The sequence below is a fragment of the Escherichia sp. KTE96 genome (genome assembly GCF_000408525.1).
GTDB lineage: Bacteria > Pseudomonadota > Gammaproteobacteria > Enterobacterales > Enterobacteriaceae > Escherichia > Escherichia marmotae.
Map to the genome: position 1 here is coordinate 3,021,190 of NZ_KE137149.1, position 25,086 is coordinate 3,046,275.

Consider the following 25,086-nt stretch of genomic DNA (forward strand, 5'->3'; position numbering starts at 1 on the left):
CCTGATCAACGAGGATCACTGTTTCTCGGTAATATCTTTGGCGTTGTACTGGAAGTACCGCGTCAAAATATCCAGTTCGTTTTCGCTCATGCTGGTTCGCGTCCCCATCCCTTTCGCAATGGACGGCCAGGCATTGACGGTGTAATGGTCGGCGGCAACCGGCGCGTGGCAACCAGCACAATAGGTATCGTCGAGTTTTTCAGCGTATTGCCATAGCGGTTTACGGTCCGCTAATGCGGGATCGATAAGCGCCCCTTGTAATGACGCCTGACGCCATTGATTACCGTATTCGTCAGCTTTCCATTCCCCGTTTACCGTTAGCGCCTTGATACCTTCTTCACTTAGTGTGGCTAACGCCAGTCGTTGAGCTGCCGCCAGGTAGAGCGTGTTTTCACTACCCTGCATTTGATAGCCCTGTAACAGAACGATCGGCTGTTTACCGCTGGCATCAGCAACCGTGAGATCGGTGCCAGGATTTACAGTAGCCAGCTCGCCTATGCGGGAAGGTTTGAAAGGATAAATATGCGCACCATTAGTCACTGATGTGACGGCCTGACTTTCCAGTTCATGTGCCGCGTTGTCATCCATTTTTATTTCTGGCGGAAAATGGGCTATTCCTTTGTGGCAATCAATACACGTTTCGCCGTCTTTTTGCGCTTTGGTGTGCATTTTCTGTGCAGATTCACTTTGTGAAGCAATATCCATGGCTTCAAAAGTATGGCAACTACGGCACGTTGCAGAGTCTGAGGCTTTTAATTCTTTCCACACTGTTTCGGCCATTTCCTGACGATGGGATTCGAACTTATCGTCGCTGTCTATTTTGCCGCTAACAAATTCATGATAAATATCTTTAGATGCTTTTAATTTAGCAAATAAATAATCCATTCCTGACTTTGGAATATGGCAGTCGGAACATTCAGCACGAATACCTTTTTGATTAGAAAAATGGACAGTTCCCTGATATTCCTCAAACGGTTTGCTCATTGAGTGGCAGGAAAGACAAAATGTCGTTTCCGACGTTTTGTGCAACGTTTTTTGCGCCAGCAATAACCCACCGCCACCCACCGCTACTGCCATGAGCAAAAAAAATAACCAAATGCGTTTTTTTCCTCGCATAAATTCCTCTAATTAAATTCCAGTACACCGAACCAGTTGTATAAATAAATACACAACGAATTAATAACTCACTAAATTCGGCACAACACTGCCTGAAATAATCGACAAAAAATATGATTTATTGCAATTTAACCATTAATTATTAAAGAAGAAACCAGTCGTTATTTTTAATATATATTTGGCAGTTTTAAAAATTTAAATCACATAATTAATATGAATATATAAAACATTTTTAGCAGCATGATTTTGCACGCTATTACACGATGACTGTTCATTTTTCATACTGATCAAGGATAAAAAAAGGCCCCTGTTGAAATTGCAGGGGCCTGGTACGAGCAAGCATCATATTGGGCGACATGATGCAACGGTAAAAATCATTTGGCCTGATGGCGTTCAATGATTCCTTTCATTTCAGCAACCGCCGCCCCGTCTACGACATAACGCGAATACTCGTCCGCGAGTGCATCTGATGACATGGACAATCCTTGATTACGATAACGCATCGGTGAGGCTTGCCACGCTCCCGCGGAGCTATGGACTTCCAGCACTCCGGCATCGAGGAAGTGGTGCAGGTTTTCTGCACGAACTCCAGCTCCGGCCATGATGATTGGAGCATCACCATAGGCAATAAGTTCCATAATTTTTAATAAACCTTGCAGCGCGTCTGATTTTTGCCCCGATGTCAGCACCCTGGCAATGCCTAATTTCGCAAGATTATTCAGTGCATTTAAAGGGTTAGCGCACATATCGAAGGCGCGATGAAAAGTGACGGCCAGCGAACCGGCAGCCGCCATTATTTTTTCCATTCGTGGCATATCGACATTACCGTCAACATCCAGAACCCCCGTCACCAGTCCAGGAAATCCCAATTCGCGTACTGTGCGGATGTCCTCAAGAATGGCTGCAAACTCGCCGTCGCTGTAGCAAAAATCGCCACCGCGAGGACGGATAATCGGATGCACAGGGATAGTAACCTGCTGACGCACAGACTTCAGCACGCCCAGCGACGGCGTTAAGCCACCTTCTTTCGGTGCCGCACACAGCTCTATTCTGTCGGCACCGTTTTGCTGCGCCGTCAGCGCGCACTCCATGCTGTAACAGCAAATTTCCAGTAATGCCATTTTTACTCCTTAATTACGCCGACTGCTCACTGGCGACGATCTCTTCAATGGACCACGGATGAAACTTAATCGTGGTTTTACCGTCGGTGACGGCCAGCGTTGGATTGGGTAATCGCTCATGCTCACCTTTTGGCGAACTGGTTTTAACCGAGATCCCCGGCTGACTAAGCCCTTCATCAGAAAGTAATGCCAGTGCACGGGCGTTCAGTGTCTCTGGATCACCAGGCAGAACGATTTCGATATGTTCCCAGCCTTCGTGCGGGTAACGTTTTTCCCCAGGCCACGGTAACTCAACTATCGAAAACTGCCAGTGAGCAACCTGTACCGGTTCATGCAATTTAAACAGGCAAATCGGTCTGCCATTGATCATATTTTCTGACAGGAGTTCGCCGCACTGTTCAAACCCACGACGCCAGCGTTCAGCGGTGGCGTTTTGATGACAACGCAAGGAAATGTGATCGGCATTCAGCGGAGTAATATCCAGCCCCAGACGACGGGAAAGTTCGTCTAATGCGTGGATAAATCGCGGTAAATCCGTTGCAATATCCTGCAACTCGTCGACAGATTGCCAGTTAGCCATAATCACTCTTCGTCTTTCAGCAAAAGCGTTAATTTACCTTGTTGCCCTGCGCCAACCAACTGCTGATTTCGCGCAGTCCCCGGTGCAATAGTGAAAACGGCAATACGCCACGCGCACGTTGCTGACGAAAACAGCCATTTGCAGTATACTCCCGCCCTAATTTCTTTAACTGGTGCGGGCAATTCTCGCTCGCTTCATCAATGTAAGGTATTCCGGTGAATATTCAGGCTCTTCTCTCAGAAAAAGTCCGTCAGGCCATGATTGCGGCAGGCGCGCCTGCGGATTGCGAACCGCAGGTTCGTCAGTCAGCAAAAGTTCAGTTCGGCGACTATCAGGCTAACGGCATGATGGCAGTTGCTAAAAAACTGGGTATGGCACCGCGACAATTAGCAGAGCAGGTGCTGACTCATCTGGATCTTAACGGTATCGCCAGTAAAGTTGAGATCGCCGGCCCAGGTTTTATCAACATTTTCCTTGATCCGGTATTCCTGGCTGAACATGTTCAGCAGGCGCTGGCGTCCGATCGTCTCGGTGTTGCTACACCAGAAAAACAGACCATTGTGGTGGACTACTCCGCGCCAAACGTGGCGAAAGAGATGCACGTAGGGCATCTGCGTTCCACCATCATTGGTGACGCAGCTGTGCGTACCCTGGAGTTCCTCGGTCACAACGTAATTCGCGCTAACCACGTCGGTGACTGGGGCACCCAGTTCGGTATGCTGATTGCGTGGCTGGAAAAACAGCAGCAGGAAAACGCCGGTGAAATGGAGCTGGCAGATCTCGAAGGTTTCTACCGCGATGCGAAAAAGCATTACGACGAAGATGAAGAGTTTGCCGAACGTGCACGTAACTACGTGGTAAAACTGCAAAGCGGTGACGAATACTTCCGCGAAATGTGGCGCAAACTGGTCGACATCACCATGACGCAGAACCAGATCACTTACGATCGTCTGAACGTAACGTTGACTCGCGATGATGTGATGGGCGAAAGCCTCTACAACCCGATGCTGCCGGGTATCGTGGCAGATCTGAAAGCCAAAGGTCTGGCAGTAGAAAGTGAAGGCGCGACCGTTGTATTCCTTGATGAGTTCAAGAACAAGGAAGGCGAGCCGATGGGCGTTATCATTCAGAAGAAAGATGGCGGCTATCTCTACACCACTACCGATATCGCCTGTGCGAAGTATCGTTATGAAACCCTTCATGCCGATCGCGTGCTGTATTACATCGACTCCCGTCAGCATCAGCACCTGATGCAGGCATGGGCAATCGTACGCAAAGCAGGTTATGTACCAGAATCCGTACCGCTGGAACACCACATGTTCGGCATGATGCTGGGTAAAGACGGTAAACCATTCAAAACCCGCGCTGGCGGTACGGTGAAACTGGCAGATCTGCTGGATGAAGCACTGGAACGCGCGCGTCGTCTGGTGGCTGAGAAGAACCCGGATATGCCAGCCGACGAGCTGGAAAAACTGGCCAATGCGGTCGGTATCGGCGCGGTGAAATACGCGGATCTCTCCAAAAACCGCACTACCGACTACATCTTCGACTGGGACAACATGCTGGCGTTCGAGGGTAACACTGCGCCGTATATGCAGTATGCCTACACCCGTGTGCTGTCCGTGTTCCGTAAAGCGGAAATTAACGAAGATCAACTGGCTGCGGCTCCGGTTGTCATCCGTGAGGATCGTGAAGCGCAACTGGCCGCTCGCCTGCTGCAATTTGAAGAAACCCTCACGGTAGTTGCCCGTGAAGGTACACCGCACGTGATGTGTGCTTACCTGTACGATCTGGCTGGTCTGTTCTCTGGCTTCTACGAGCACTGCCCGATCCTCAGCGCAGAAAACGAAGAAGTGCGTAACAGCCGTCTGAAACTGGCACAACTGACCGCGAAGACGCTGAAACTGGGTCTGGATACGCTGGGTATTGAGACTGTAGAGCGTATGTAATCGCGTTATGTGTCAAAGGCCGATGTCGCAGTTACGGACATCGGCTTTTTTATCACCGCCGATAATTCACAATCACTTCATTACGCTGCACCTTCAGCGGCGGAATTAACCTCCCACCGCCTGGAACTTCCCAGATAAAGCGCAACGGTTCTGTCGCAGGTACGCCGGTAAATGCCACCGTACTCCCGCTCTGCCCGTCTAATTCGACACAACGAGATAGCGAACACAAGCGCACGCGCAGCCCTACAGGTGTCGGGCCGATAAGCTGATAACGCCAGGCCACCAGCGTCACCAATCCTGAAACCGGTTGTCGCGAAGTCAGAGACGCTGACGACATCGATTCACCACGATGATTTAGCGTCACGCCCGCGCTACTTGCCTGCCACATGCCCTCCCCGGCAGCCTGCACAAGCATCGGAAACAACAAAATAGCTAATAAGCTCCTCATTATTTGCCGCCAATCGTCGCCGTCATACGGATTTGGCGGTTATCAGAGAGTTCGAGATTCGAAAGCACCACCAGTTGCGGCAGGCTACGGCGCAGAAAACGAGATAATAATGGCCGCAGCGCATGGTTCACCAACAGCACTGGCGGCGCGCCCAGCATCTCCTGACGGGATAATGCCTCCTGAGTTTGTGCCAGCAAACGATCCGCCAGTCCAGGCTCCAGCCCGCCCCCGCCCTGCAATGCCTGTAACAGCAAACGCTCCAGCGGCGTGTCCAGGCCAATAACGTGAACTTCATCTTTGCCGGGAAACCATTGCTGGGTAATCGCCCGACCAAGCGCCACGCGGACGACGGCGGTTAATTCATGTGGTTCGCTCTGGATGGGCGCATGTTCCGCCAGCGTTTCGAGGATGGTGCGCATATCGCGAATCGGCACTTTTTCATCAAGCAGGTTTTGTAGCACCTTGTGCAGCGTGGTGAGCGTGACGACGCCAGGAACTAAGTCCTCCGTTAGCTTTGGCATCTCCTGGGCGACGCGATCCAGTAACTGCTGCGCCTCCTGACGACCAAACAGTTCGGCGGCATGTTGGCTAATGAGGTGGTTAAGATGCGTTGCGACCACCGTGCTGGCCTCAACCACGGTATATCCCTGAATCTGCGCCTGTTCTTTTAGCGCGCTTTCGATCCAGATAGCATTCAGACCAAACGCCGGGTCGACCGTCGCTTCACCGGGTAATGTTCCGGCGGCTGTCCCCGGGTTGATCGCCAGCCAGCGCCCCGGATAGGCATCGCCGCTACCAATTTCAACGCCTTTCATCAGGATACGATAACGGGCAGGTTGCAGATCCATATTGTCGCGAATGTGCACCACCGGCGGCAGAAAGCCCATCTCCTGGGCAAATTTCTTACGAATACTGCGAATACGCCCCAGCAACTCGCCATCCTGCTGAAAATCGACCATCGGGATCAGCCGATACCCCACCTCCATTCCCAGCGAGTCTTCCAGTTGCACATCGTTCCACGTCGCTTCAACAACGGCATTATTCTCCGCCATTTTTACCGGCTTCGGTTCGGCAGGCGCTTTTTGTTCGCGTCCACGGATCCACCACGCCAGCCCCAGCAGTCCCGCCGTGAACAGTAAAAAGACCAGGTTTGGCATTCCTGGCACCAGACCAAGTAACCCCAGTACTGCGGCACTTAACAACATGACTCTGGGGTTACTGAAAAGCTGATTCACCATCTGCTCGCCAACATCCTGATCGGTGCTGACACGCGTGACGATGACCCCCGCAGCGGTAGAAATAACCAGCGCCGGGATTTGCGCCACCAGGCCATCACCGATGGTCAACAGCGTATAACTTTCTGCCGCATGGCCCATGCTCATGCCATGTTGCAGCACGCCAACCAGCAATCCGCCGACGACGTTAATGACCATGATGAGGATCCCGGCAATAGCATCACCACGAACAAACTTACTCGCCCCGTCCATTGAGCCGTAAAAATCGGCTTCCTGGGTCACTTCGGAACGACGTTTTTTCGCCTCATCTTCACCAATCAATCCGGCGTTGAGGTCGGCATCAATCGCCATCTGTTTACCCGGCATACCGTCGAGAACAAAGCGCGCCCCCACTTCCGCAATACGCCCGGCACCTTTGGTGATAACCATAAAGTTGATGATCACGAGGATGACGAATACCACAATGCCGATTGCAAAGTTACCGCCAACGAGGAAGTGACCGAACGCTTCAACGACCTTCCCCGCCGCCGCCGCACCAGTATGACCTTCCATCAAAATGATACGGGTTGAAGCCACGTTGAGCGCCAGACGCAACAGCGTGGTAAACAGCAGGATGGTCGGGAACGCGGCAAACTCGAGCGTGCGCTGGGTAAACATCGCCACCAGCAACACCATGATCGACAGGGCAATATTGAAGGTAAACAGCAGGTCGAGAATGAATGCGGGCAGTGGCAGCACCATCATCGACAAGATCAACAGGATCAAAATCGGTCCGGCAAGGATCTGCCATTGTGTCGATTTCAGGTTTGCGGGTAGGCGCAGCATTGCGACCAGATTACTCATGGGGCTGTTTCTCGTTGATAAAATCCAGGGCTTCCGGCACCGGAAGATGTGTGGGTTGTACGGGGCGTTGCCCACCGGCCAGACGCCAGCGTTTCAGTTGCCAGACCCAGGCCAGTACTTCTGCCACAGCGGCGTATAGTTGGCCTGGAATTTGTTGGCCTATTTCGCCATGTCGATACAGCGCACGCGCCAGCGGCGGTGCTTCAAGGGTCGGGACGTTATTTTCAGCGGCAATTTCACGAATGCGCAGTGCTACCAGCCCTGCACCTTTGGCGACCACTTTCGGCGCACTCATTTTGTTTTCGTCATATCGCAATGCCACTGAGTAGTGAGTTGGGTTGTTAACAATGACGTCCGCTTTCGGTACATCGGCCATCATCCGACGCCGCGCCGCAGCTCGCTGCATCTGACGAATTCGCCCTTTGACATGGGGATCGCCTTCGCTTTGTTTGAACTCATCACGAATGTCCTGCCGTGACATACGCAGCTTTTTCAGGTGGCTGAATATTTGAAAAAAGACGTCAAATCCCACCATTGGGATGACCCCAAGCACCACTAAAAGCGCGCACAATCCCACAACATCCATCGCGTTAGCCATTGCAGTAATGGGCGACTGCGCCATTAAGCGCATCATCTGCGGCCAGTGATGCCAGAGATAAAAACCAGTCACACTGCCGACCAAAGTGGATTTCAGTATCGCTTTCAGCAGCTCTGCGCCGGTTTGCGCTGAGAACATGCGTTTAATACCTGGTAACGGGTTGATTTTGGAAAACTTCGGCTGTAATGATTTGCCGCTAAATACCAGACCACCCAACATGACTGGCGAAATGAGTGCCACCAGCACCACGCCGCTAATCAGCGGCAACAGAGCCAACATGGCTTCTCTGATTAACTGAATAATCTGCCCCAGGATTAGGTTGGGGTCATTGATGATGTTGTGATCAAAATGCAGCCCGGCGGAGAGCATCCCAGACAACCGGTGAGCCAGAGACGCGCCACCAAACCAGATAACACACACGCCCACCAGCAAAATCAGCAGTGAGGTTAGCTCACGGGAGCGCGGGATCTGTCCCTCTTCCCGTGCTTTTTCAAGTCGGTGAGGTGTGGGGGCTTCTGTTTTGTCGTCGCTCTCGTCAGACACGTCGCCAATCCTGGAAATAGTGATAAGCGTGAATAATGCCAGAGCGGAAAGCGTTCAATGGTTAGAGTAAGGGGCAAAACAGGCGGGATTTAGGGCTTTTACCGCCGCACATCAGGCGTGGTGCCGCGTTTGTCGGATGTGGTGTAAACGTCTCATCCGGCCGCCTGATACGACGGGTCACGTCATATCAGGCAATACAAATTAAAAACCGAGACTATCCAACAAATCGTCGACCTGATCCTGGCTGGCTACCACACCCGCTTTGCTGCTATCAACCTGTGGCCCATTAAGCAGACTCTGGCTTTCACGCTTCGGACGCGCATCCTGTTCCGGAATGTTTTCCAGCAGCACCATCAACAACTGGCGTTCAATCTCCTGTATCACATCCATCATCCGTTTAATCACCTGGCCGGTGAGATCCTGAAAATCCTGTGCCATCATGATTTCCAGCAGTTGCGCATTGGTGAAACGGGTATGAACAGGCACATCCGCCAGAAATTGCCGCGTATCGGTCACCAGTTCACGGGCATCGGCAAGGTCAATCGGATCGGCAAACCAGGCATCCCAGCGTTGGGTTAATGCTTTTGCCGACTTCTCCATTTCATCCTGATGTGGCTGTGACGCCTCAACACTGTTCAGCGCACGCTCCGCAGCCTGGGCAGTCATCTGCACGACGTAGTACAAACGATCGCGGGCATCGGGGATGGCTTCAGCGGCCTCAGCTATCGCCTGATCCAGTCCAAGCTCCCGCAGACTGTCACGCAACATACGCGTCAGGCTGCCAATGCGCGCAATGATATCGCCAGCGGCATGTTCATCAGCCGGTTTGATTGATGGTTGCATCATAATCGCATCCTCACATGCCCAGTTTCTCAAAGATTTTGTTGAGTTTTTCCTCCAGCGTCGCGGCGGTAAATGGCTTAACCACATAGCCACTGGCCCCCGCTTGTGCTGCGGCGATAATGTTCTCTTTCTTCGCCTCTGCGGTCACCATCAACACCGGTAACGCCGACATCGCGCTATCAGCACGAATGGTTTTCAGCAGTTCCAGACCATCCATATTCGGCATATTCCAGTCGGAGATCACAAACCCATAACCGCCCGCCTGTAACTTGTTGAGAGCATCGGCACCATCTTCCGCTTCCTCAACATTGTTGAATCCCAGCTCTTTCAGCAGGTTACGCACAATGCGTCGCATGGTGGAAAAGTCATCCACAACCAAAAATTTAAGCTCTTTATCCGCCATCTCACACTCCTGATTTAAATACGTATCGCCTGTCCGGCACTGATTTTTGCCAGCATTTGCTGGCTTACCTGACTAAGATCGACCACTTCGCAGACGCCCCCCAAATTGATGGCCTCACGCGGCATACCGAAAACCACGCTGCTTGCTTCGTTTTGCGCGAGGGTCCATGCCCCCGCCTGACGCATCGCCAACATTCCCGCCGCGCCGTCGTTACCCATGCCCGTCAGGATCACCCCAACAGCATTACGCCCCGCCTGTTTGGCAACAGAATGGAACAACACATCTACCGAAGGCCGATGACGGTTAACCGCCGGGCCATCGTGAATTTTGATTTGATAGTTCGCGCCACTGCGCGCCAGTTCCATATGCCGATCGCCCGGCGCGATATAGGCATGTCCCGGTAAGACGCGTTCACCGTCTTCAGCCTCTTTAACGCCGATCTGACACAGCTTGTTAAGTCGGTCAGCAAAAGAGCGGGTGAAACCGGGCGGCATATGCTGAGTGATTAACAGCGCCGGGCTGGAAAGTGGCAACGGTTGCAGTACGTGACGAATCGCCTCTGTTCCGCCCGTTGAGGCACCAATTGCAATCAATTTTTCTGAACTCAACAGCGGGCCAGCCTTCAGCGTTGCCGGTGGCGATAACGGTTTATGCGCGGCCAGGCTCGCTCTTGACGCCGTTCGTACCTTTTCGGCAATCATTTCGCTATACGCCAGCATTCCTTCGCGAATACCCAGTTGTGGTTTGGTGACAAAATCTATCGCCCCTAACTCAAGCGCGCGCAGCGTGACTTCGGAACCTCTGCCGGTCAGAGAAGAAACCATCACCACCGGCATTGGTCGCAAACGCATTAATTTTTCGAGGAAATCCAGTCCGTCCATCCGCGGCATTTCAACGTCCAGCGTCAACACATCAGGGTTGAATTTCTTAATCAAATCACGCGCGACCAGCGGATCAGGAGCCGTCGCAACCATTTCCATGTCGCTATGGCTGTTGATGATTTCCGTCATGATCTGGCGCATCAATGCCGAATCATCGACTGACAACACCCTGATTTTGCTCATCGTTATTCCTTACTTAGCGCATACACCGTCTGACCTCGCAACGTGAAGCTGCGCTCAAGATGGCTAAAGTTTTCAGAGTGACCCGCAAACAGCAATCCGTCGGGCTTAAGTAGCGGTACAAAGCGACGCAAAATCTCCTGTTGAGTCGTTTGATCAAAGTAGATCATGACGTTACGGCAGAAGATCGCATCAAACGGCCCCGGTACGGTGTACTGTTTCGCCAACAAATTCAGCGGCGAAAAATCGACATAATTCGCCAGCTCCTGACGCACGCGCACCAGCCCTTCATGCGGTCCCGTGCCGCGCATGAAGTAACGCTGGAGTTGTTGTGGCGTCAGGTTTTTCAGCTCTTCATGGCGATAAATGCCGCTTTTAGCTTTCTCCAGGACTTCGGTATCGATATCACTGGCAAAGACTTTCCAGCGTCCGGGCGCAGTGCCCAATGTGTCCGCCAGCGTCATCGCAATGCTGTACGGTTCTTCGCCTGTCGATGCCGCTGCACTCCATACGCGATATTCCCCAGAACAGCGGCGGGCGTGAGTTGCGATCAGCGGAAAATGATGCCCTTCACGAAAAAATGCCGTCAGGTTGGTCGTCAATGAGTTAATAAATGCCTGCCACTCGCTGCTGCACTGATTAGATTCCAGCATATTCAGATAATGCCCAAAATCTGCCAGTCCCAGCGAACGCAAACGGCGTACCAGCCGGTTGTAGACCATGTCACGTTTGTGATCGGCCAGAACGATCCCCGCACGTTGGTAGATCAATTGACTTATCCGCCGAAAATGAACGTCGGAAAGCGCGAGGCGCTCGGTCATCTGTAACAATAAAGACGTTTGCCCACAGGGCAGAGATGATGTCATAGCGCCTTCTCAGTCACTTCAGGAAACCACTGGCACAGCCTGTAACTGCGCCGATTGTGTCGTATAACCACTTGTAAATAGCGCCATCAGAGACGATACGCGCGACGTTCTGTTGCATCATCTGATCAATCTGGCAACAATGGTGCTTGAGTAAATAGCCATCAAAATGTTTCCCAGTTTGGAGCTTGTTCAGCGATATGCCGGCGTGGTTGTGTTGGTGGTTTTTCACTGGCTGGCCGGGATTGAAGCGGTGGTTTTTGGGATTGCGGGCTGGCAGCCAGACGAAACGCGGATACTGCCTGCGTTAAACGACTGGCCTGCTCTTCCAGCGCGGCGGCTGCAGCGGCTGACTCCTGCACCAACGAGGCGTTCTGTTGAGTCACACGATCCATTTCCGACACGGCCTGCGCCACTTGATCAATGCCACGGCTCTGTTCATCGGAGGCTGAAGCAATTTCCCCCATAATGTCGGTAACGCGCGTAACCGCATTAACGATGTTGGTCATCGTCTCTCCGGCGCTTTCAACCAGCACCGAACCGGTATCGACGCGGGATACTGAGTCTTCAATCAGGGCTTTAATCTCTTTTGCCGCCTGGGCGCTACGGCTGGCAAGATTACGCACTTCACCCGCAACCACGGCAAAACCACGTCCCTGTTCACCGGCACGGGCAGCTTCTACGGCGGCGTTCAGCGCCAGTATATTGGTCTGGAAAGCAATACCGTCGATAACGCTGATGATGTCAGCAATTTTCTTCGAACTGTCAGCAATTTCGTGCATGGTTTTCACCACGCCATCCACCACTTTACCGCCGTGCATGGCAGTGTCGGAGGCACTTTGCGCCAGTTGCGAGGCCTGGCGGGCATTATCGGCGTTCTGTTTCACCGTGGCGGTGAGTTGTTCCATGCTGGCAGCAGTCTCTTCCAGTGCCGAGGCCTGCTGTTCAGTTCGGGAGGAGAGATCGGTATTACCTGCAGTAATTTCACGCGTACCAACGTAGATGGCATCTGAACCTTCGCGCACGTGGGTGACTGTATCAGTCAGAGAACGTTGCATATGCGAAACGCTCTGCGCCAGCTCGCCCATTTCACTGCGTCCAGCAATGGCCAGGTTATTCGCCAGGTTACCACCCGCAATTTCACGGATGTGGGTAATGATTTTTGCCAGCGGGTTAAGCAACATGCGGCGAATGCCATACCATGCCACCAGAAGAATCAGTACCACCACCAGCGCGATAACGGCCAGTTGCCACTGGGCAAAACGGTAATCACTGGCATTGTCGACAACGATATTGCGGTACAATTTTTCGCTGCTACGGGCGTACTGCCCAAAAGCCTCTCCCATCGCATTTTGCATTCCCTGGGTTGGCTGGGCAAAATAGGCTCCGGTGTTACCATAATCAAGATAATCAATCAGTTCAGTTAATGCCGTGTGGTAATTTTTGTATTTTTCATCAATATGACTACTGGCGGCAGCCATTTCGGGTAACGGTGCCATGCTTTTGAATTTTTTATAATGAACAGCCGCCTGCGCCAACGTTTTCCTGGCGCTATCAAGCAATTCAATTTTTGCACTACTTTGTTGATTGGATGGGTCCATCATCATCCGCACCGCTGAACGACTCAGGTTAATGCGCGTTTGTAGCATGAGATCCCAGGTTGAAGTTAACTCGCCCTGTTGTTCCCGTAGTTCATTGGAAACCACAAAGCTTTGCTGGCTATGGTGCAGCGAAGAAAAAAACAGACTGCCGGACATGAGCTGTAACAGTGCAAATACCCCCAGCACCATCATCAGCAGCGTAACTACGCGGATACGGTTAATCATAAGGCACCTTCCTGAAAACAAGTTGATCCCGTTATCGGCAGGAAGGTGGGAAACTTTATTGCTTAGATCAATCGTAGAGAGTGACTTAAAATAAAAAAACCCGATGTGCGCATCATCGGGTTCTGCCTTTATTTATTGCTGAACGCGAAATTACGCGACGTCTGCGGTCGCATTATCTAACAGCGCCATCTCTTCACTATTTAGCAGTTTTTCGATATTAACCAGAATCAGCATGCGGTCACTCAGCGCGCCCAGTCCCGTAAGATATTCAGTGGAAAGCGTCACGGCAAATTCCGGTGCCGGGCGAATTTGTTCCGCCGTCAACGAAAGAACGTCCGATACGCCGTCAACCACTATGCCGACCACGCGCTGGCCAAGATTCAGGACGATCACGACTGTGTTGTCGTTATAGTCCACATCGACCTGGCTGAACTTAATGCGTAAGTCGACAATTGGCACAATGACGCCGCGCAGGTTAGTGACGCCTTTGATAAACGCTGGCGTATTCGCAATCCGCGTGACCTGGTCGTAACCACGGATCTCCTGCACTTTCAGAATGTCTATGCCGTACTCTTCATCACCAAGGGTAAATACCAGAAATTCCTGGCCTGACGGTTCGCTGGCCAGTTTTGTTACATTTGTCATACCGGTCATATTTATTACCTTTTTACTCAATCAGGCGGCGGTGTTCGCCATACATTGTTCGCGGTTTATTGCCTGCAAGGCTGAGACATCAACAATCAGTGCTACGCTTCCGTCGCCAAGAATTGTTGCGGCGGATATTCCAGGAATTTTGCGATAGTTACTTTCAAGGTTTTTCACCACCACCTGGTGTTGACCAATTAATTGATCCACCAGCAAGGCATAACGACGACCACCACTTTGCAGGATCACGACAATCCCCTGGGTGGCTTCAGTTTTCGCACCAGCGACATTAAACACTTTCCACAGTTCGACTATTGGCAGATATTCACCACGCACTTCAAGTACCCGCTCGCCACCTGCCAGCGGATGCAGATCGACTTCACGGGGTTGCAGTGATTCCATGACAGCATTCAGCGGCAGAATGAAAACTTCATCAGCAACGCGCACGGACATACCGTCGAGGATCGCCAGTGTCAGCGGTAGCAAAATGCGGATCGTTGTACCTGTGCCCGGCTTCGACTTGATTTCGACATGGCCGCCCATTTCCTGGATATTACGTTTAACGACATCCATGCCGACGCCACGCCCGGAAACATCGGTAACCTGCTCCGCCGTGGAAAAACCCGGAGCAAATATCAACATCGCCACTTCGTCGTCGCTCATGTTGTCGCTGACAGGCAGCCCTTGCGAGGCGGCTTTTGCCAGAATCCGCTCACGATTTAGTCCCGCGCCATCGTCGGTCACTTCGATGCAGATGTTGCCGCCCTGATGTTCGGCTGACAGGATCAAATTTCCGACGCTATTTTTACCTGCGGCGAGGCGTTTTTCCGGCAGTTCTATACCGTGGTCAAGGCTGTTGCGTACCAGGTGGGTCAGCGGATCGATAATGCGTTCTATCAGACTCTTGTCGAGTTCGGTGGAGCTGCCTATAAGCGTGAGTTCTACTTGTTTGCCGAGTTTACCCGCCAGGTCGCGCACCAGCCGCGGATAGCGGCTAAAGACATATTCCATCGGCATCATACGAATCGACATCACCGATTCCTGCAAATCACGGGCGTTACGTTGTAACTGCCCCATGCTGGTAATCAAATCCCCATGATTTACCGGGTCCAGTTCACTGGAGCGCTGAGCGAGCATTGACTGGGTGATGACCAGTTCACCGACCAGGTTTATCAGTTGATCAACCTTTTCTACCGCCACACGGATGCTGGTCGATTCGCTACCGCGCGTCGTTTTTTCCCGCTCTACGCGTCCGGCTGGCGCTTCTGTTGCGGCCAGTTCCAGCACTGGCGGGGTCGATACTGTTGGTGCAGGCTCTACCGCTTCAAAGGCAATCTGATCGGCTTCAATCACAAAACAGAGCACGGCGGTAATGTCGTCTTCCGCAATATCTCCCGACATTGTTGCAGATAATGAATCCGCGCCTTTAACCACGTCAGTTAATGTGGTCAACTGCTCCAGTTCGTCTTCCAGCAGATCGACTTCATCCGCCTTCAGGCGTGAAAGGATAATTCGTCGCGGCGACTCACTGTTACTCTGCTCATTTTGCGGTTCACTTTTGGCAACCACACTTAACCGGGTCACTGCGGGCACCGTTTCGCCTTTCGCTTCTAATGCCAGTTGACGCAAGGCCTGGCAGATATAATCGAAGCTGGCGGCATCCGGCTCTTGCGACTGTTTATAAGCGTCGAGCTGTTCCTGCATGATATCCTTCGTTTCCAAAAACAGATTGATAATGTCGGTATTAAGCTGCATCTCACCGCGTCTGGCTTCATCGAGCAGGTTTTCCATCAGATGCGTGGTTTTCTGTAACACGGTAAAACCAAAAGTTCCTGCCCCTCCTTTGATGGAATGGGCCGCACGAAAGATAGCATTCAATTGTTCGGCATCTGGCGCTTCTGGCTGCAAATCCAGCAGATGTTGCTCCATATCGGCCAACAATTCGTCCGCTTCATCAAAAAATGTCTGATAAAAATCGCTTATATCCATGCTCACGCTGTCACCTCGGTTCGGCTGATGGCATTGTGGGAACACTGACCTGCGGAGCGCCCCCAGTTTTTTCCAGTACACTTACCGGCTCATTCTGGCTTTCAGCGTTTTCATGCAAAATGGCCTGCTCGGCCTGTCTGTTCAGGACCAGCAGACTGATTCGACGGTTGACAGCATCATCAGGTCCGCGATCGCTTAAACGCATGGTCGCCGCCATGCCGACGACGCGCAAAATTTTGCCATCAGCCAGCCCCCCCACCATTAGCTCACGGCGCGACGCATTAGCGCGTTCGGCAGAAAGCTCCCAGTTGCTGTAGCTTTGCTCACCATTGGCGTAAGGGAAATCATCGGTATGACCGGAGAGACTGATACGGTTAGGAATACCATTCAGCACTGGCGCAATACTCCGCAGAATGTCGCGCATATAGGGTTCGACGTCAGCACTGCCGGTTTTAAACATCGGGCGATTCTGGCTGTCGATAATCTGAATGCGTAAACCTTCCTGTACCAGATCGATTTTGAGATGTGGACGCAGCGCCCGTAGTTTCGGGTCTGACTCTATAAGCTGGTCGAGATCGCCACGCAATTTCCGCAACCGACTTTGCTCCATGCGTTTTTTCAGTTCTTCAATGTCCGGCTGCTTATTCACTTCTCCCTGACTCTGAGTGTAATCATCACCACCGCCGGGAATTGGGCTTTCGCTATTAGAAATGCGATCACCACCCGTTACCGCGGTCGCCAACGGCGTGCGGAAATATTCCGCTATCTGTATCAGCTCTTTTGGGCTGGAAATGGAGATCAGCCACATCACCAGAAAAAAAGCCATCATCGCGGTCATAAAGTCAGCATAAGCAATCTTCCACGATCCATGCGCCGAGCCGTGGCTTTTTGCTTTGCGTCGTTTGACGACAATTATTGGGTGCGCGTGATTCTTCATACTTCCTCGGTTGTCGTCTGCTGTTGCGGATTTTTTACCGCGCGAACGTGTTCTTCCAGCTCAACAAACGATGGTCGTTCACTGGAGTAGAGCGTTTTACGACCAAATTCAACGGCAATTGGCGGTGCATAACCGTTCAGATTAGAAAGCAGTATGACTTTGACGCATTGCATCATTTTGCTGGTCTCTGCGCTTTTCTGGCGCAAAACACTCGCCAGTGGGGAAATAAATCCGTAAGCCAGTAAGATACCGAGGAAAGTCCCTACCATCGCATGAGCAATCAGCGCCCCCAGTTCGGCGGCAGGCCGGTCAGCCGATCCCAGCGCGTGAACCACCCCCATCACTGCCGCGACAATACCAAATGCCGGGAGCGAGTCACCGACCAGCGCCAGGCTGTTAGCGGGAACTTCCGACTCGCTTTCGTGGGTTTCAATTTCTTCATCCATCAGCGCTTCGATTTCGAAGGTATTCATATGGCCACTGATGATCAGGCGCAGATAATCAACGATAAAATCAAGCATAACGGTATCCGCGAGGATGCGGGGATAACTGGCGAAGATCTCGCTTTCGCGGGGGTTTTCAATATCGCGCTCCAGCGAAAACATGCCCATCTGTCGCGATTTCGCCATGAGTCGGTAAAGCAGTGCCAGCAGATCCATATACATCGCTTTGGTGTATTTGGAGCGGCGAAACAGTAACGGCAGCGCTTTGAGCGTGCCTTTGATTGCTTTACCGTTGTTACCGACAATAAACGACCCAATACCTGCACCGGCAATAATCACCAGTTCAGCGGGTTGATAGAGTGCTCCAAGGCTTCCGCCGGTCATCAAATAACCGCCGAAAACTGTACCGAGAACAACCAGGTAACCTAATAAGATAAGCACGACATCATCCTTTCACTGTTGACCATGACAGGATGTTCAGTCGTCAGACGCTAACTTACCGTTGGGAAAAAAAAGCAGCGGCAATCACTTACCGCTGCTGGAGTGTTTCGCCACATCGTGTGAGTTAAACAGCCTGTACTCTCTGTTCATCCAGCAGTTGAGGGATAATATCGGCAGGGTCTTGAGAAAGTTTACGTCTTTTTACCGCACGTGATGGCGGTTGACATAAGCTGCAGGCAAAGCTGCCAACAGGCTGATGGGCATGGGTGATAAAATTACCGCCGCAACATTTGCAACTGGAAAGTTGTAGTAAACCACTTTCAACAAATCGCACCAGTGTCCAGGCACGGGTCAACGCCAGTAGCGGACCGTCTTCGGCTTGCGGGCACTGTTCGAGGTATAAACGATAGGCTTTGATCACTGCATCGACGCCGTTACATAACCCTGTTTTCAGTAAAAACTGCCATGCATTACAAAACATTGACGCATGAACATTTTGTTCCCAGGTCATAAACCAGTCGGTGGAGAATGGCAACATGCCTTTCGGTGGGGGGCTTCCGCGCAGTTCTTTATAGAGTTTGATCAGCCGTCCACGACTTAATTGTGTTTCACTTTCCAGCATCTGCAAACGAGCGCCAAGGGTGATCAACTCCATTGCCAGTTGAATATCCCGGGCTTCCTGAACAATGCTTTTTTCGCTCATTGTCAGGCCCTTTTTTTACGTAGCACTTCTTCGGGCTGATTAACATCATTCAACAAACGCGTAGATAGCATGATGCCGGTATGAACTTGCTGGAGATCGTCAACGCGGGAATCCTGCGTTAGCTGATTAATAGTCTGGTGGCTGTCAAAGCGGAAATGGCAAATCAGTTGATTGGTTTCTGCCAGTTTAACCATTTGAGGAAGAGTCAGCGTCGCTAACGTTGTTGCCATTTCTTCATTAATACCGAGACGAAACATGGCGGACGCTTTGTCCTGAACGATCAGACGTTGTGCAAGAAGTAAATATGACAAATTAATGTCATAAATATGTTTCAGCAACTCGGAGGTATGCATTATTCCCATCCAGAATAACTAACTTTATTTTTATGCGGTATCACCGCACCCCGTGATGTCGCCGGGAAATCCCGGTAAAAAGTAAAGAACAATGGAATAGTTGCGATCAACGAAAAAACACACAGGCAGTGTAAGAGATGAAACAATCCCTTACAGAGAACAGTGTTTTTTACACTTATCTAAGATTTTTCCTAATTCGACGCAACTGTACTCGTCACCACTCATACATACAACGGAGCGGTGTTGCGATTTTCGATAATGTGTGACTCAGATCACATAAAACAATCAATTACTTAACATTAATGTATAAGTCATACTTTTGTTTTGGTCATATTTCATTCTGTTAAAAAGTTTTTCAGCTTGCCTGGCTTCAAAAATGAAGTGGGTAGATAAAATGATGATGTTGCGCACTGTTAATATAAATCACCGTAAATAACCACCTGCTACATATAAAATAAATATATTCACCTCCTATAACTTATTTTCAAACAGAGAGTTACATAACATGAGTTTCTTCAAGTGAAAATAAATCCGGGAACACCTCATATGTTACAACAATGTTCTATAAATATTATCCATTTGTTCTATGCGGGGAGTTGATAATTTTAGTTTTTATAACCTCATCTGTAATCATGTGATAACTACACGTTATTAATTAGCTTCACTTACTAATAACCAGCCTAATATTTACTGTTTTGACTGAGTTGTTATTGCATCAGTACCTCATTCAGAGTAAAGCTGTAATAACACCTGAAGTTCACAGAATAAGGAGCAGGTTATGAGCTATACCAATATTCTTGTTGCTGTTGCTGTCTCACCAGAAAGTCAGCAACTGTTAGCAAAAGCGGTTTCTATCGCCCGTCCGGTAAATGGGCGCATAAGTTTAATCACTCTCGCTTCCGACCCGGAAATGTTCAATCAATTAGCCGCGCCGATGCTTGAAGATTTACGCAGCGTGATGCAGGAAGAAACACAAAACTTTCTTGATAAATTAATTCAGGATGCGGGATATCCGGTAGAAGAGACATTTATTGCTTACGGAGAGTTAAGCGAACATATTCTGGCAGTATGCCGTAAACATAAGTTCGATTTGGTGATTTGCGGTAACCATAATCACAGTTTCTTTTCGCGAGCGTCCTGCTCAGCGAAAAGTGTGATTGCCTCAAGTGAGGTTGATGTGCTGTTAGTTCCACTTAAAGGGGATTAATTCCACTTACGCCAGCTTTGGAAAGGTAGCGACTTTATCGCGTTGCTGACTTTCCGCGCTTCGCGGTACTACCTGCTTTAGGTCGCGGATAAAGCACTCCTGCCAGTGTTTAATATCGTTTTTGATAATAACTTCCAGCATTTCTGCATGGCGGGAAATACGTTCCGCCAGCGACATGCTCAACGCCCGATTGAGCGCCGCCGCGACTTCATCACGATCGTATGGGTTAACAATTAGCGCTGACGTCAGTTCGTTTGCCGCACCGGCAAACTGAGAAAGTACCAGTACGCCCGGATTTGCAGGATCCTGAGCGGCGACATACTCTTTTGCGACCAGATTCATCCCATCACGCAGCGGCGTCACTAACCCGACATCGGAATAGCGGAAGATTTTCATCAATAATTTACGATCAAAATGCTGATTCAGATAATAAAGCGGCGTCCAGCCTAATTGCCCATATTTACCGTTAATTCTCCCGGCTTCATTTTCCAACTGATGACGAATATCCTGATACGCTTGCACATCACCACGCGAGGTCGGCGCGATCTGGGTATAACGAATTTTACCATGATGTTGCGGATATTTTTCCAGCAGCGCTTCATAAGCAAGAAAACGTTCTGGCAAACCTTTGGAATAATCCAGCCGCTCGACAGAAAAGATATTCTGCACATTTTTCAGTTCCGCTTTTAATTGCGCCAGTTTTGCCGGTAGCGGCCCGGCAGCCTGTTTAGCAATCTCATCCGGTTCAATACCAATCGGGTAAACTTCTGTACGAAATGCTTTGCCCCAGGCCGTGTGATTGCGCGAGCTACGTGTCGTGACCCGCGTCAAGTTGGAAAGGCAATCCAGGAACGCCAGACGATCGTTTTCTGTCTGAAACCCCAGCAAATCATAATCACAAAGCTGTTCCAGCAATGTGTCATAAATTGGTAGCGCATTAAAGATTTCCGGTGTCGGAAAAGGAATATGCAGGAAGAAACCGATGCGATTGTTCACGCCGCGTTTACGTAATTCCTGCGCAAATGGCAACAAGTGATAATCGTGGATCCAAATAATGTCATCATCTTCCAGCAGCGGCAGTAATTTGTCTGCCAGTAACGCATTCACGCGTAAATAGCCTTCCCACGCTGAACGCTGAAATTGCACCAGATCGAGTCGGTAATGGAATGCCGGCCAGAGAACGGCATTGGAGAATTGGTTGTAGTATTCGTCGAGATCTTTTTCACTGAGGTTAAAAGAGGCCCAGGTAATATTTCCTTTTTTCACCTTTTTTAGCGGCTGATCCTCATTCCCTGTTTCGCCACTCCAGCCAAACCACAGTCCACCTGCAGTTTTCAGTGCCCCCAGTATGCCGACAGCAAGGCCACCGGCACTGGCGGCGTGCTCGTCTGGTGGTGCAATTCGGTTAGATACTACGACTAAACGACTCATAGTCATCACTCCTGTTATTTTCTCTTTTTTGTTTTTGTAATGCGTTGGTTATCAATTCAAGCCAGCCCCAGACATCCGGCACGCCCGCCAGCCGCCATGATGCCTGAGTTGCGCCTGTACCAATTTTTACTGACATTCCCCCCAGTCGATTAATAACCGCGAAGCCAGATTCATCGGTTAAATCATCGCCCAGAAACACCGGCTTCCGACCGATGAAGGGAACTTCCTGCATAAATGCAGCAATAGCCTCCCCTTTACTGGTGCCTCGCGGTTTAATCTCGACGACACACTTTCCCTGTTGTAATGCCATTTGCGGCCAAATCTGAGTAATACGTTGCGCTAACGTCAATAAGGCGTCTTCATGCTGCGGTGCCTGACGATAATGCAGTGCAAACGCCATCCCTTTGGATTCCAGCTCCGTGCCGGAAAGTTGGGCAATCGCCATATGCAGTTGCACACTAATATCACGAGCAATCGCTTCCGGCAGGTGAACGATATGCGTTTTACCATTGATGTCACGGCGCTCCGCCCCATGCACGCCCGCTAACGGGAAGCGATAAGGTTTTGCCAGTGCGTCAAGTTCCACCATTGAGCGCCCTGATATCAATGCCAATGCACCATCACTTGCGGTTGCCAGTAGCTGAAGTCCTTGCAGAATAGTGTCAGGCACGACGACCTGATCAGGATGCGGTTTGATTTCCGCCAGCGTTCCATCGAGATCAAAAAACCAGGCATATTTCGCGGATAGTTCAGGGGGTTCGGTTAACGGTTCTGTCACCCGGTACTCCTCCTTATCTTTTTATAGTTCGCGCAGAACGCGCTTTACAGACATGTAAGTATAGACAGTGTGACGTAGCTCGCCATTTGCAAAAAAGAACAGCCAACCTTTGTGGCGGTTGGCTGTGGAGGAAAGTCGAACTAAATTTATGCTGAAAAAAACATCAGACAGTGCGTTTCGCTTTTTGCTTATAACGGTCGAAGATCACCGCCGCCAGCAGGATTAAGCCGCGGACAACGTACTGCGCAAACGGAGAAATATTGAGCAGGTTCATGGCGTTTTCTACAGTGCCTAAAATTAAGATACCCGCCACTACATATGAGATTTTTCCGATGCCACCTTTCAGAGAAACGCCGCCTAAAACGCAGGCGGAGATAACAATCAACTCATAGCCTATCGAAGTCATCGGCTGACCGCTGGTCATACGTGAAGCCAGAACAATCCCGGCAATTGCCGATACCAGACCAGAGAGAACAAAGATAATGATTTTGGTGCGGACAACGGGTACACCAGCCAGACGCGCCGCCTCTTCATTACCACCAATCGCCAGCGTGTTGCGCCCAAAGGTGGTTTTGTTCAGCAGCAAACCGAAGACAATCAGACAAGCCACCGTAAGCCAGATTGGCGCAGGCAGGCCGAACCAGTTGGCATAACCAAGAGCAAAGAAACTTTCATCTTCGATACCGACCGCTTTACCATCAGAAATGATGTACGCCAGACCACGAACAATCTGCATCGTCGCCAGCGTCGTAATCAAGGCGTTGATTTTTAGTTTGGCGATAACAAAACCATTCACCAGACCACAGAGGACGCCCAGCAGCAAGCCTGCCGCCACGCCAATCCACAGGCTTTCGGTCAGATTGATAACCACCGCCGTCGTGACACCTGCGCAGGCAATTACCGAAGCGACGGAAAGGTCAAAGTCCCCCGAAGCGAGGCAGAACAACATGCCGCAAGCCACCATTCCCGACATGGAGATTGCCAGCCCGAGACCTTTCATATTAATGAAGGTGGCAAAGTTCGGTACAAAAATGGCACAGGCGATAAACAGCACCGCAAACACCACCAGCATACCGTACTGATCCCAGATACGGCCGAGGCTGAATGACGACTTAGGCGCGCCAGACCCCGATGTAGAAACAGAAGACATCATACTCTCCTTACTCAGGCAACAGCCTGGCTGACTTTAGGCATAGCAAGGCTTAGTGCCTGACGCTCATCTGCCTGTTCGTGTAGCAATTCACCGGCGATTTCGCCCTCACGCATGACGACAATACGATCAGCTACGCCAAGGACTTCGGGCAGATCGCTGGAGGCAAACAGCACCGCCACGCCCTGCGCCGCCAGCGTATAAATCACGTTGTAAATTTCGTGCTTAGCGCCCACATCAATGCCGCGCGTTGGTTCATCCAGCAAAATGACCTTCATATCTTCCGATAACCAGCGCCCAAGAATGGCTTTTTGCTGATTACCACCAGAGAGATTCATGATCAGTTGCTCTGCGCCCGGCGTTTTGATGTTGAGCGAACGAATGTGGTGATCAGCATTGTTTTCTTCCCAGCCGTTGTTGATCACACAACCGCCGAGCACATGCTTGCGACGGGCGCTGATGTTGATATTGTCACGAACGGAATGCACCGGAATAATGCCTTCCGCTTTGCGATCTTCCGGGCAGAGCATCATGCCAGCAGCAATAGCGTGGCCCGGTTTACGGATATCGATCGGCCTTTGGTCGATATAAACCTGACCGGCAGTGATTTGCGTACCGCCAAACATACCTTTCATTAATTCGCTACGCCCTGCCCCTACCAGTCCAAACAGACCGACGATTTCGCCACTGCGAACAGTCAGGCTTATTGGCGTGCGTACACCTGGTGCTTTCACTGCATCCAGACGCAGCCGCTCCTCACCATAGCTGCGCGGTTGCCAGCCGTAGATATCACCGAGATCGCGACCAACCATCGCCTGTACCAGTGACTCATGATTTACTTGCTGCATATCAGTGAAGGTTTTGACATAACGCCCATCTTTGAAGACGGTAATGGCGTCACTTAGGGCAAATATTTCTTCCATACGGTGAGAAACGTATAAGATCACTCGCCCCTCTTTTCGCAGTTCACGAATGACGCGGAAAAGGTTGTCAATTTCTCGTGCCGACAGAGAACTGGTTGGCTCATCAAAGGCGATAATTTTGGCGTTACGCGCCAGCGCTTTGGCTATTTCAACCATCTGCCACTGGCCGATGGAGAGATATTTCAGTGGCGTACCGGGGTCAATATCCATCCCCAGATGTTTAAGTTGTAAACCCGCTTCATAGTTCAGCAGCGAACGATTCACTATGCCGCCTTTATGAGGAAGCTGGCCGAGATAAATATTTTCCGCGACGGTCATTTCCGGCACGAGATGCAGTTCCTGGTAAATAATCGCAACCCCCGCGTTAAGCGCAGCGGTAGTGTCGGAAAAGGATATTTCCTGTCCGCTAATTGCGACAGAACCCGTGGTTGGCGCATAGTTGCCGCTAAGGATTTTTAAGAGTGTTGATTTACCGGCACCATTTTCACCCATCAACGCATGAACCTGACCGGCATAGCAGTCAAAACTGATGTCCGTAAGCGCCTTAACGCCGGGAAAGGTTTTACCAATGCCGCGAAATGAGAGATACGGGGTAGACTGTTGCATAACGTCTCCGTGAATCACTGGTCATTCACACCCCCTCTGCATCACGCAGAG

General features: G+C 50.8%; 23 protein-coding genes. 2 read left to right on the forward strand and 21 right to left on the reverse strand.

Features of this window, described 5'->3' with window-relative positions:
* Positions 1–15 precede the first annotated feature (15 nt).
* The 3 genes from A1WG_RS00560 to A1WG_RS00550 all read right to left on the reverse strand — a co-directional run bounded on the left by A1WG_RS00560 (position 16) and on the right by A1WG_RS00550 (position 2,817).
* Entirely contained in the window at positions 16–1,116 is a 1,101-nt protein-coding gene (locus A1WG_RS00560) for a NapC/NirT family cytochrome c (RefSeq protein WP_001516549.1), read from the reverse strand.
* A gap of 374 nt (positions 1,117–1,490) precedes the next feature.
* On the reverse strand, positions 1,491–2,237 hold the full coding sequence (cutC, locus tag A1WG_RS00555; RefSeq protein WP_001185711.1) for a copper homeostasis protein CutC: 747 nt from the start codon (positions 2,235–2,237) through the stop codon (positions 1,491–1,493).
* A 13-nt stretch (positions 2,238–2,250) separates the two neighbouring features.
* Positions 2,251–2,817, reverse strand: coding sequence for a VOC family protein (locus A1WG_RS00550; protein WP_001516550.1), 567 nt, complete (start codon positions 2,815–2,817; stop codon positions 2,251–2,253).
* Between the two features lie 215 nt (positions 2,818–3,032).
* Here A1WG_RS00550 and argS point away from each other — a divergent pair, with 215 nt between their 5' ends.
* The gene (gene argS, locus A1WG_RS00545; protein WP_001025346.1) at positions 3,033–4,766 is read left to right on the forward strand and encodes an arginine--tRNA ligase; all 1,734 of its coding nucleotides are present in this window, start codon (positions 3,033–3,035) and stop codon (positions 4,764–4,766) included.
* 52 nt (positions 4,767–4,818) lie between these two features.
* Here argS and flhe read toward each other — a convergent pair whose 3' ends face one another.
* The 14 genes from flhe to flhD all read right to left on the reverse strand — a co-directional run bounded on the left by flhe (position 4,819) and on the right by flhD (position 18,940).
* On the reverse strand, positions 4,819–5,214 hold the full coding sequence (gene flhe / locus A1WG_RS00540; RefSeq protein WP_001257156.1) for a flagellar protein FlhE: 396 nt from the start codon (positions 5,212–5,214) through the stop codon (positions 4,819–4,821).
* Positions 5,214–7,292: a flagellar biosynthesis protein FlhA gene (gene flhA, locus A1WG_RS00535; protein ID WP_001516552.1), complete on the reverse strand. Its 2,079-nt coding sequence runs from the start codon at positions 7,290–7,292 to the stop codon at positions 5,214–5,216. The genes flhe and flhA overlap by 1 nt, the downstream gene beginning before the upstream one ends.
* Complete coding sequence (flhB, locus tag A1WG_RS00530; RefSeq protein ID WP_001516553.1) at positions 7,285–8,433, reverse strand: flagellar biosynthesis protein FlhB; 1,149 nt, start codon at positions 8,431–8,433, stop codon at positions 7,285–7,287. Before flhB ends, flhA begins: the two co-directional genes overlap by 8 nt.
* A gap of 201 nt (positions 8,434–8,634) precedes the next feature.
* Complete coding sequence (gene cheZ / locus A1WG_RS00525; RefSeq protein ID WP_000983595.1) at positions 8,635–9,279, reverse strand: protein phosphatase CheZ; 645 nt, start codon at positions 9,277–9,279, stop codon at positions 8,635–8,637.
* Between the two features lie 10 nt (positions 9,280–9,289).
* Positions 9,290–9,679, reverse strand: coding sequence for a chemotaxis response regulator CheY (gene cheY, locus A1WG_RS00520; RefSeq protein ID WP_001516554.1), 390 nt, complete (start codon positions 9,677–9,679; stop codon positions 9,290–9,292).
* A gap of 14 nt (positions 9,680–9,693) precedes the next feature.
* Positions 9,694–10,743 carry a protein-glutamate methylesterase/protein glutamine deamidase gene (gene cheB / locus A1WG_RS00515; protein WP_000036407.1) on the reverse strand — a complete coding sequence of 350 codons (1,050 nt, stop codon included), beginning with the start codon at positions 10,741–10,743 and terminating at the stop codon, positions 9,694–9,696.
* A 2-nt stretch (positions 10,744–10,745) separates the two neighbouring features.
* Positions 10,746–11,606: a protein-glutamate O-methyltransferase CheR gene (cheR, locus tag A1WG_RS00510; protein ID WP_001516555.1), complete on the reverse strand. Its 861-nt coding sequence runs from the start codon at positions 11,604–11,606 to the stop codon at positions 10,746–10,748.
* 161 nt (positions 11,607–11,767) lie between these two features.
* Complete coding sequence (tar, locus tag A1WG_RS00505; RefSeq protein WP_001516556.1) at positions 11,768–13,429, reverse strand: methyl-accepting chemotaxis protein II; 1,662 nt, start codon at positions 13,427–13,429, stop codon at positions 11,768–11,770.
* A gap of 150 nt (positions 13,430–13,579) precedes the next feature.
* Positions 13,580–14,083: a chemotaxis protein CheW gene (gene cheW, locus A1WG_RS00500; protein ID WP_000147305.1), complete on the reverse strand. Its 504-nt coding sequence runs from the start codon at positions 14,081–14,083 to the stop codon at positions 13,580–13,582.
* Positions 14,084–14,104: 21 nt separating this feature from the next.
* Positions 14,105–16,069: a chemotaxis protein CheA gene (gene cheA, locus A1WG_RS00495; RefSeq protein ID WP_001516557.1), complete on the reverse strand. Its 1,965-nt coding sequence runs from the start codon at positions 16,067–16,069 to the stop codon at positions 14,105–14,107.
* Between the two features lie 4 nt (positions 16,070–16,073).
* Positions 16,074–17,000: a flagellar motor protein MotB gene (gene motB, locus A1WG_RS00490; RefSeq protein WP_000788500.1), complete on the reverse strand. Its 927-nt coding sequence runs from the start codon at positions 16,998–17,000 to the stop codon at positions 16,074–16,076.
* Positions 16,997–17,884, reverse strand: coding sequence for a flagellar motor stator protein MotA (gene motA / locus A1WG_RS00485; RefSeq protein WP_000906344.1), 888 nt, complete (start codon positions 17,882–17,884; stop codon positions 16,997–16,999). The genes motB and motA overlap by 4 nt, the downstream gene beginning before the upstream one ends.
* A gap of 124 nt (positions 17,885–18,008) precedes the next feature.
* Positions 18,009–18,587: a flagellar transcriptional regulator FlhC gene (flhC, locus tag A1WG_RS00480; RefSeq protein WP_001291590.1), complete on the reverse strand. Its 579-nt coding sequence runs from the start codon at positions 18,585–18,587 to the stop codon at positions 18,009–18,011.
* Between the two features lie 2 nt (positions 18,588–18,589).
* Positions 18,590–18,940 (reverse strand): flagellar transcriptional regulator FlhD, encoded by a 351-nt coding sequence (gene flhD / locus A1WG_RS00475; protein WP_001516558.1) that lies wholly within the window; start codon positions 18,938–18,940, stop codon positions 18,590–18,592.
* Between the two features lie 778 nt (positions 18,941–19,718).
* Here flhD and uspC point away from each other — a divergent pair.
* Positions 19,719–20,147 (forward strand): universal stress protein UspC, encoded by a 429-nt coding sequence (gene uspC / locus A1WG_RS00470; RefSeq protein WP_000122662.1) that lies wholly within the window; start codon positions 19,719–19,721, stop codon positions 20,145–20,147.
* 6 nt (positions 20,148–20,153) lie between these two features.
* On the opposite strand, the gene otsA is transcribed toward uspC, so the two are convergent.
* The 4 genes from otsA to araG all read right to left on the reverse strand — a co-directional run bounded on the left by otsA (position 20,154) and on the right by araG (position 25,035).
* Positions 20,154–21,578 (reverse strand): alpha,alpha-trehalose-phosphate synthase, encoded by a 1,425-nt coding sequence (otsA, locus tag A1WG_RS00465; RefSeq protein ID WP_001516559.1) that lies wholly within the window; start codon positions 21,576–21,578, stop codon positions 20,154–20,156.
* Positions 21,553–22,356: a trehalose-phosphatase gene (otsB, locus tag A1WG_RS00460; protein ID WP_001516560.1), complete on the reverse strand. Its 804-nt coding sequence runs from the start codon at positions 22,354–22,356 to the stop codon at positions 21,553–21,555. Before otsB ends, otsA begins: the two co-directional genes overlap by 26 nt.
* Positions 22,357–22,519: 163 nt before the next feature.
* The gene (gene araH / locus A1WG_RS00455) at positions 22,520–23,506 is read right to left on the reverse strand and encodes an arabinose ABC transporter permease AraH (RefSeq protein ID WP_000100211.1); all 987 of its coding nucleotides are present in this window, start codon (positions 23,504–23,506) and stop codon (positions 22,520–22,522) included.
* Positions 23,507–23,520: 14 nt separating this feature from the next.
* Entirely contained in the window at positions 23,521–25,035 is a 1,515-nt protein-coding gene (gene araG / locus A1WG_RS00450; RefSeq protein WP_001187777.1) for an arabinose ABC transporter ATP-binding protein AraG, read from the reverse strand.
* Positions 25,036–25,086: the final 51 nt, after the last annotated feature.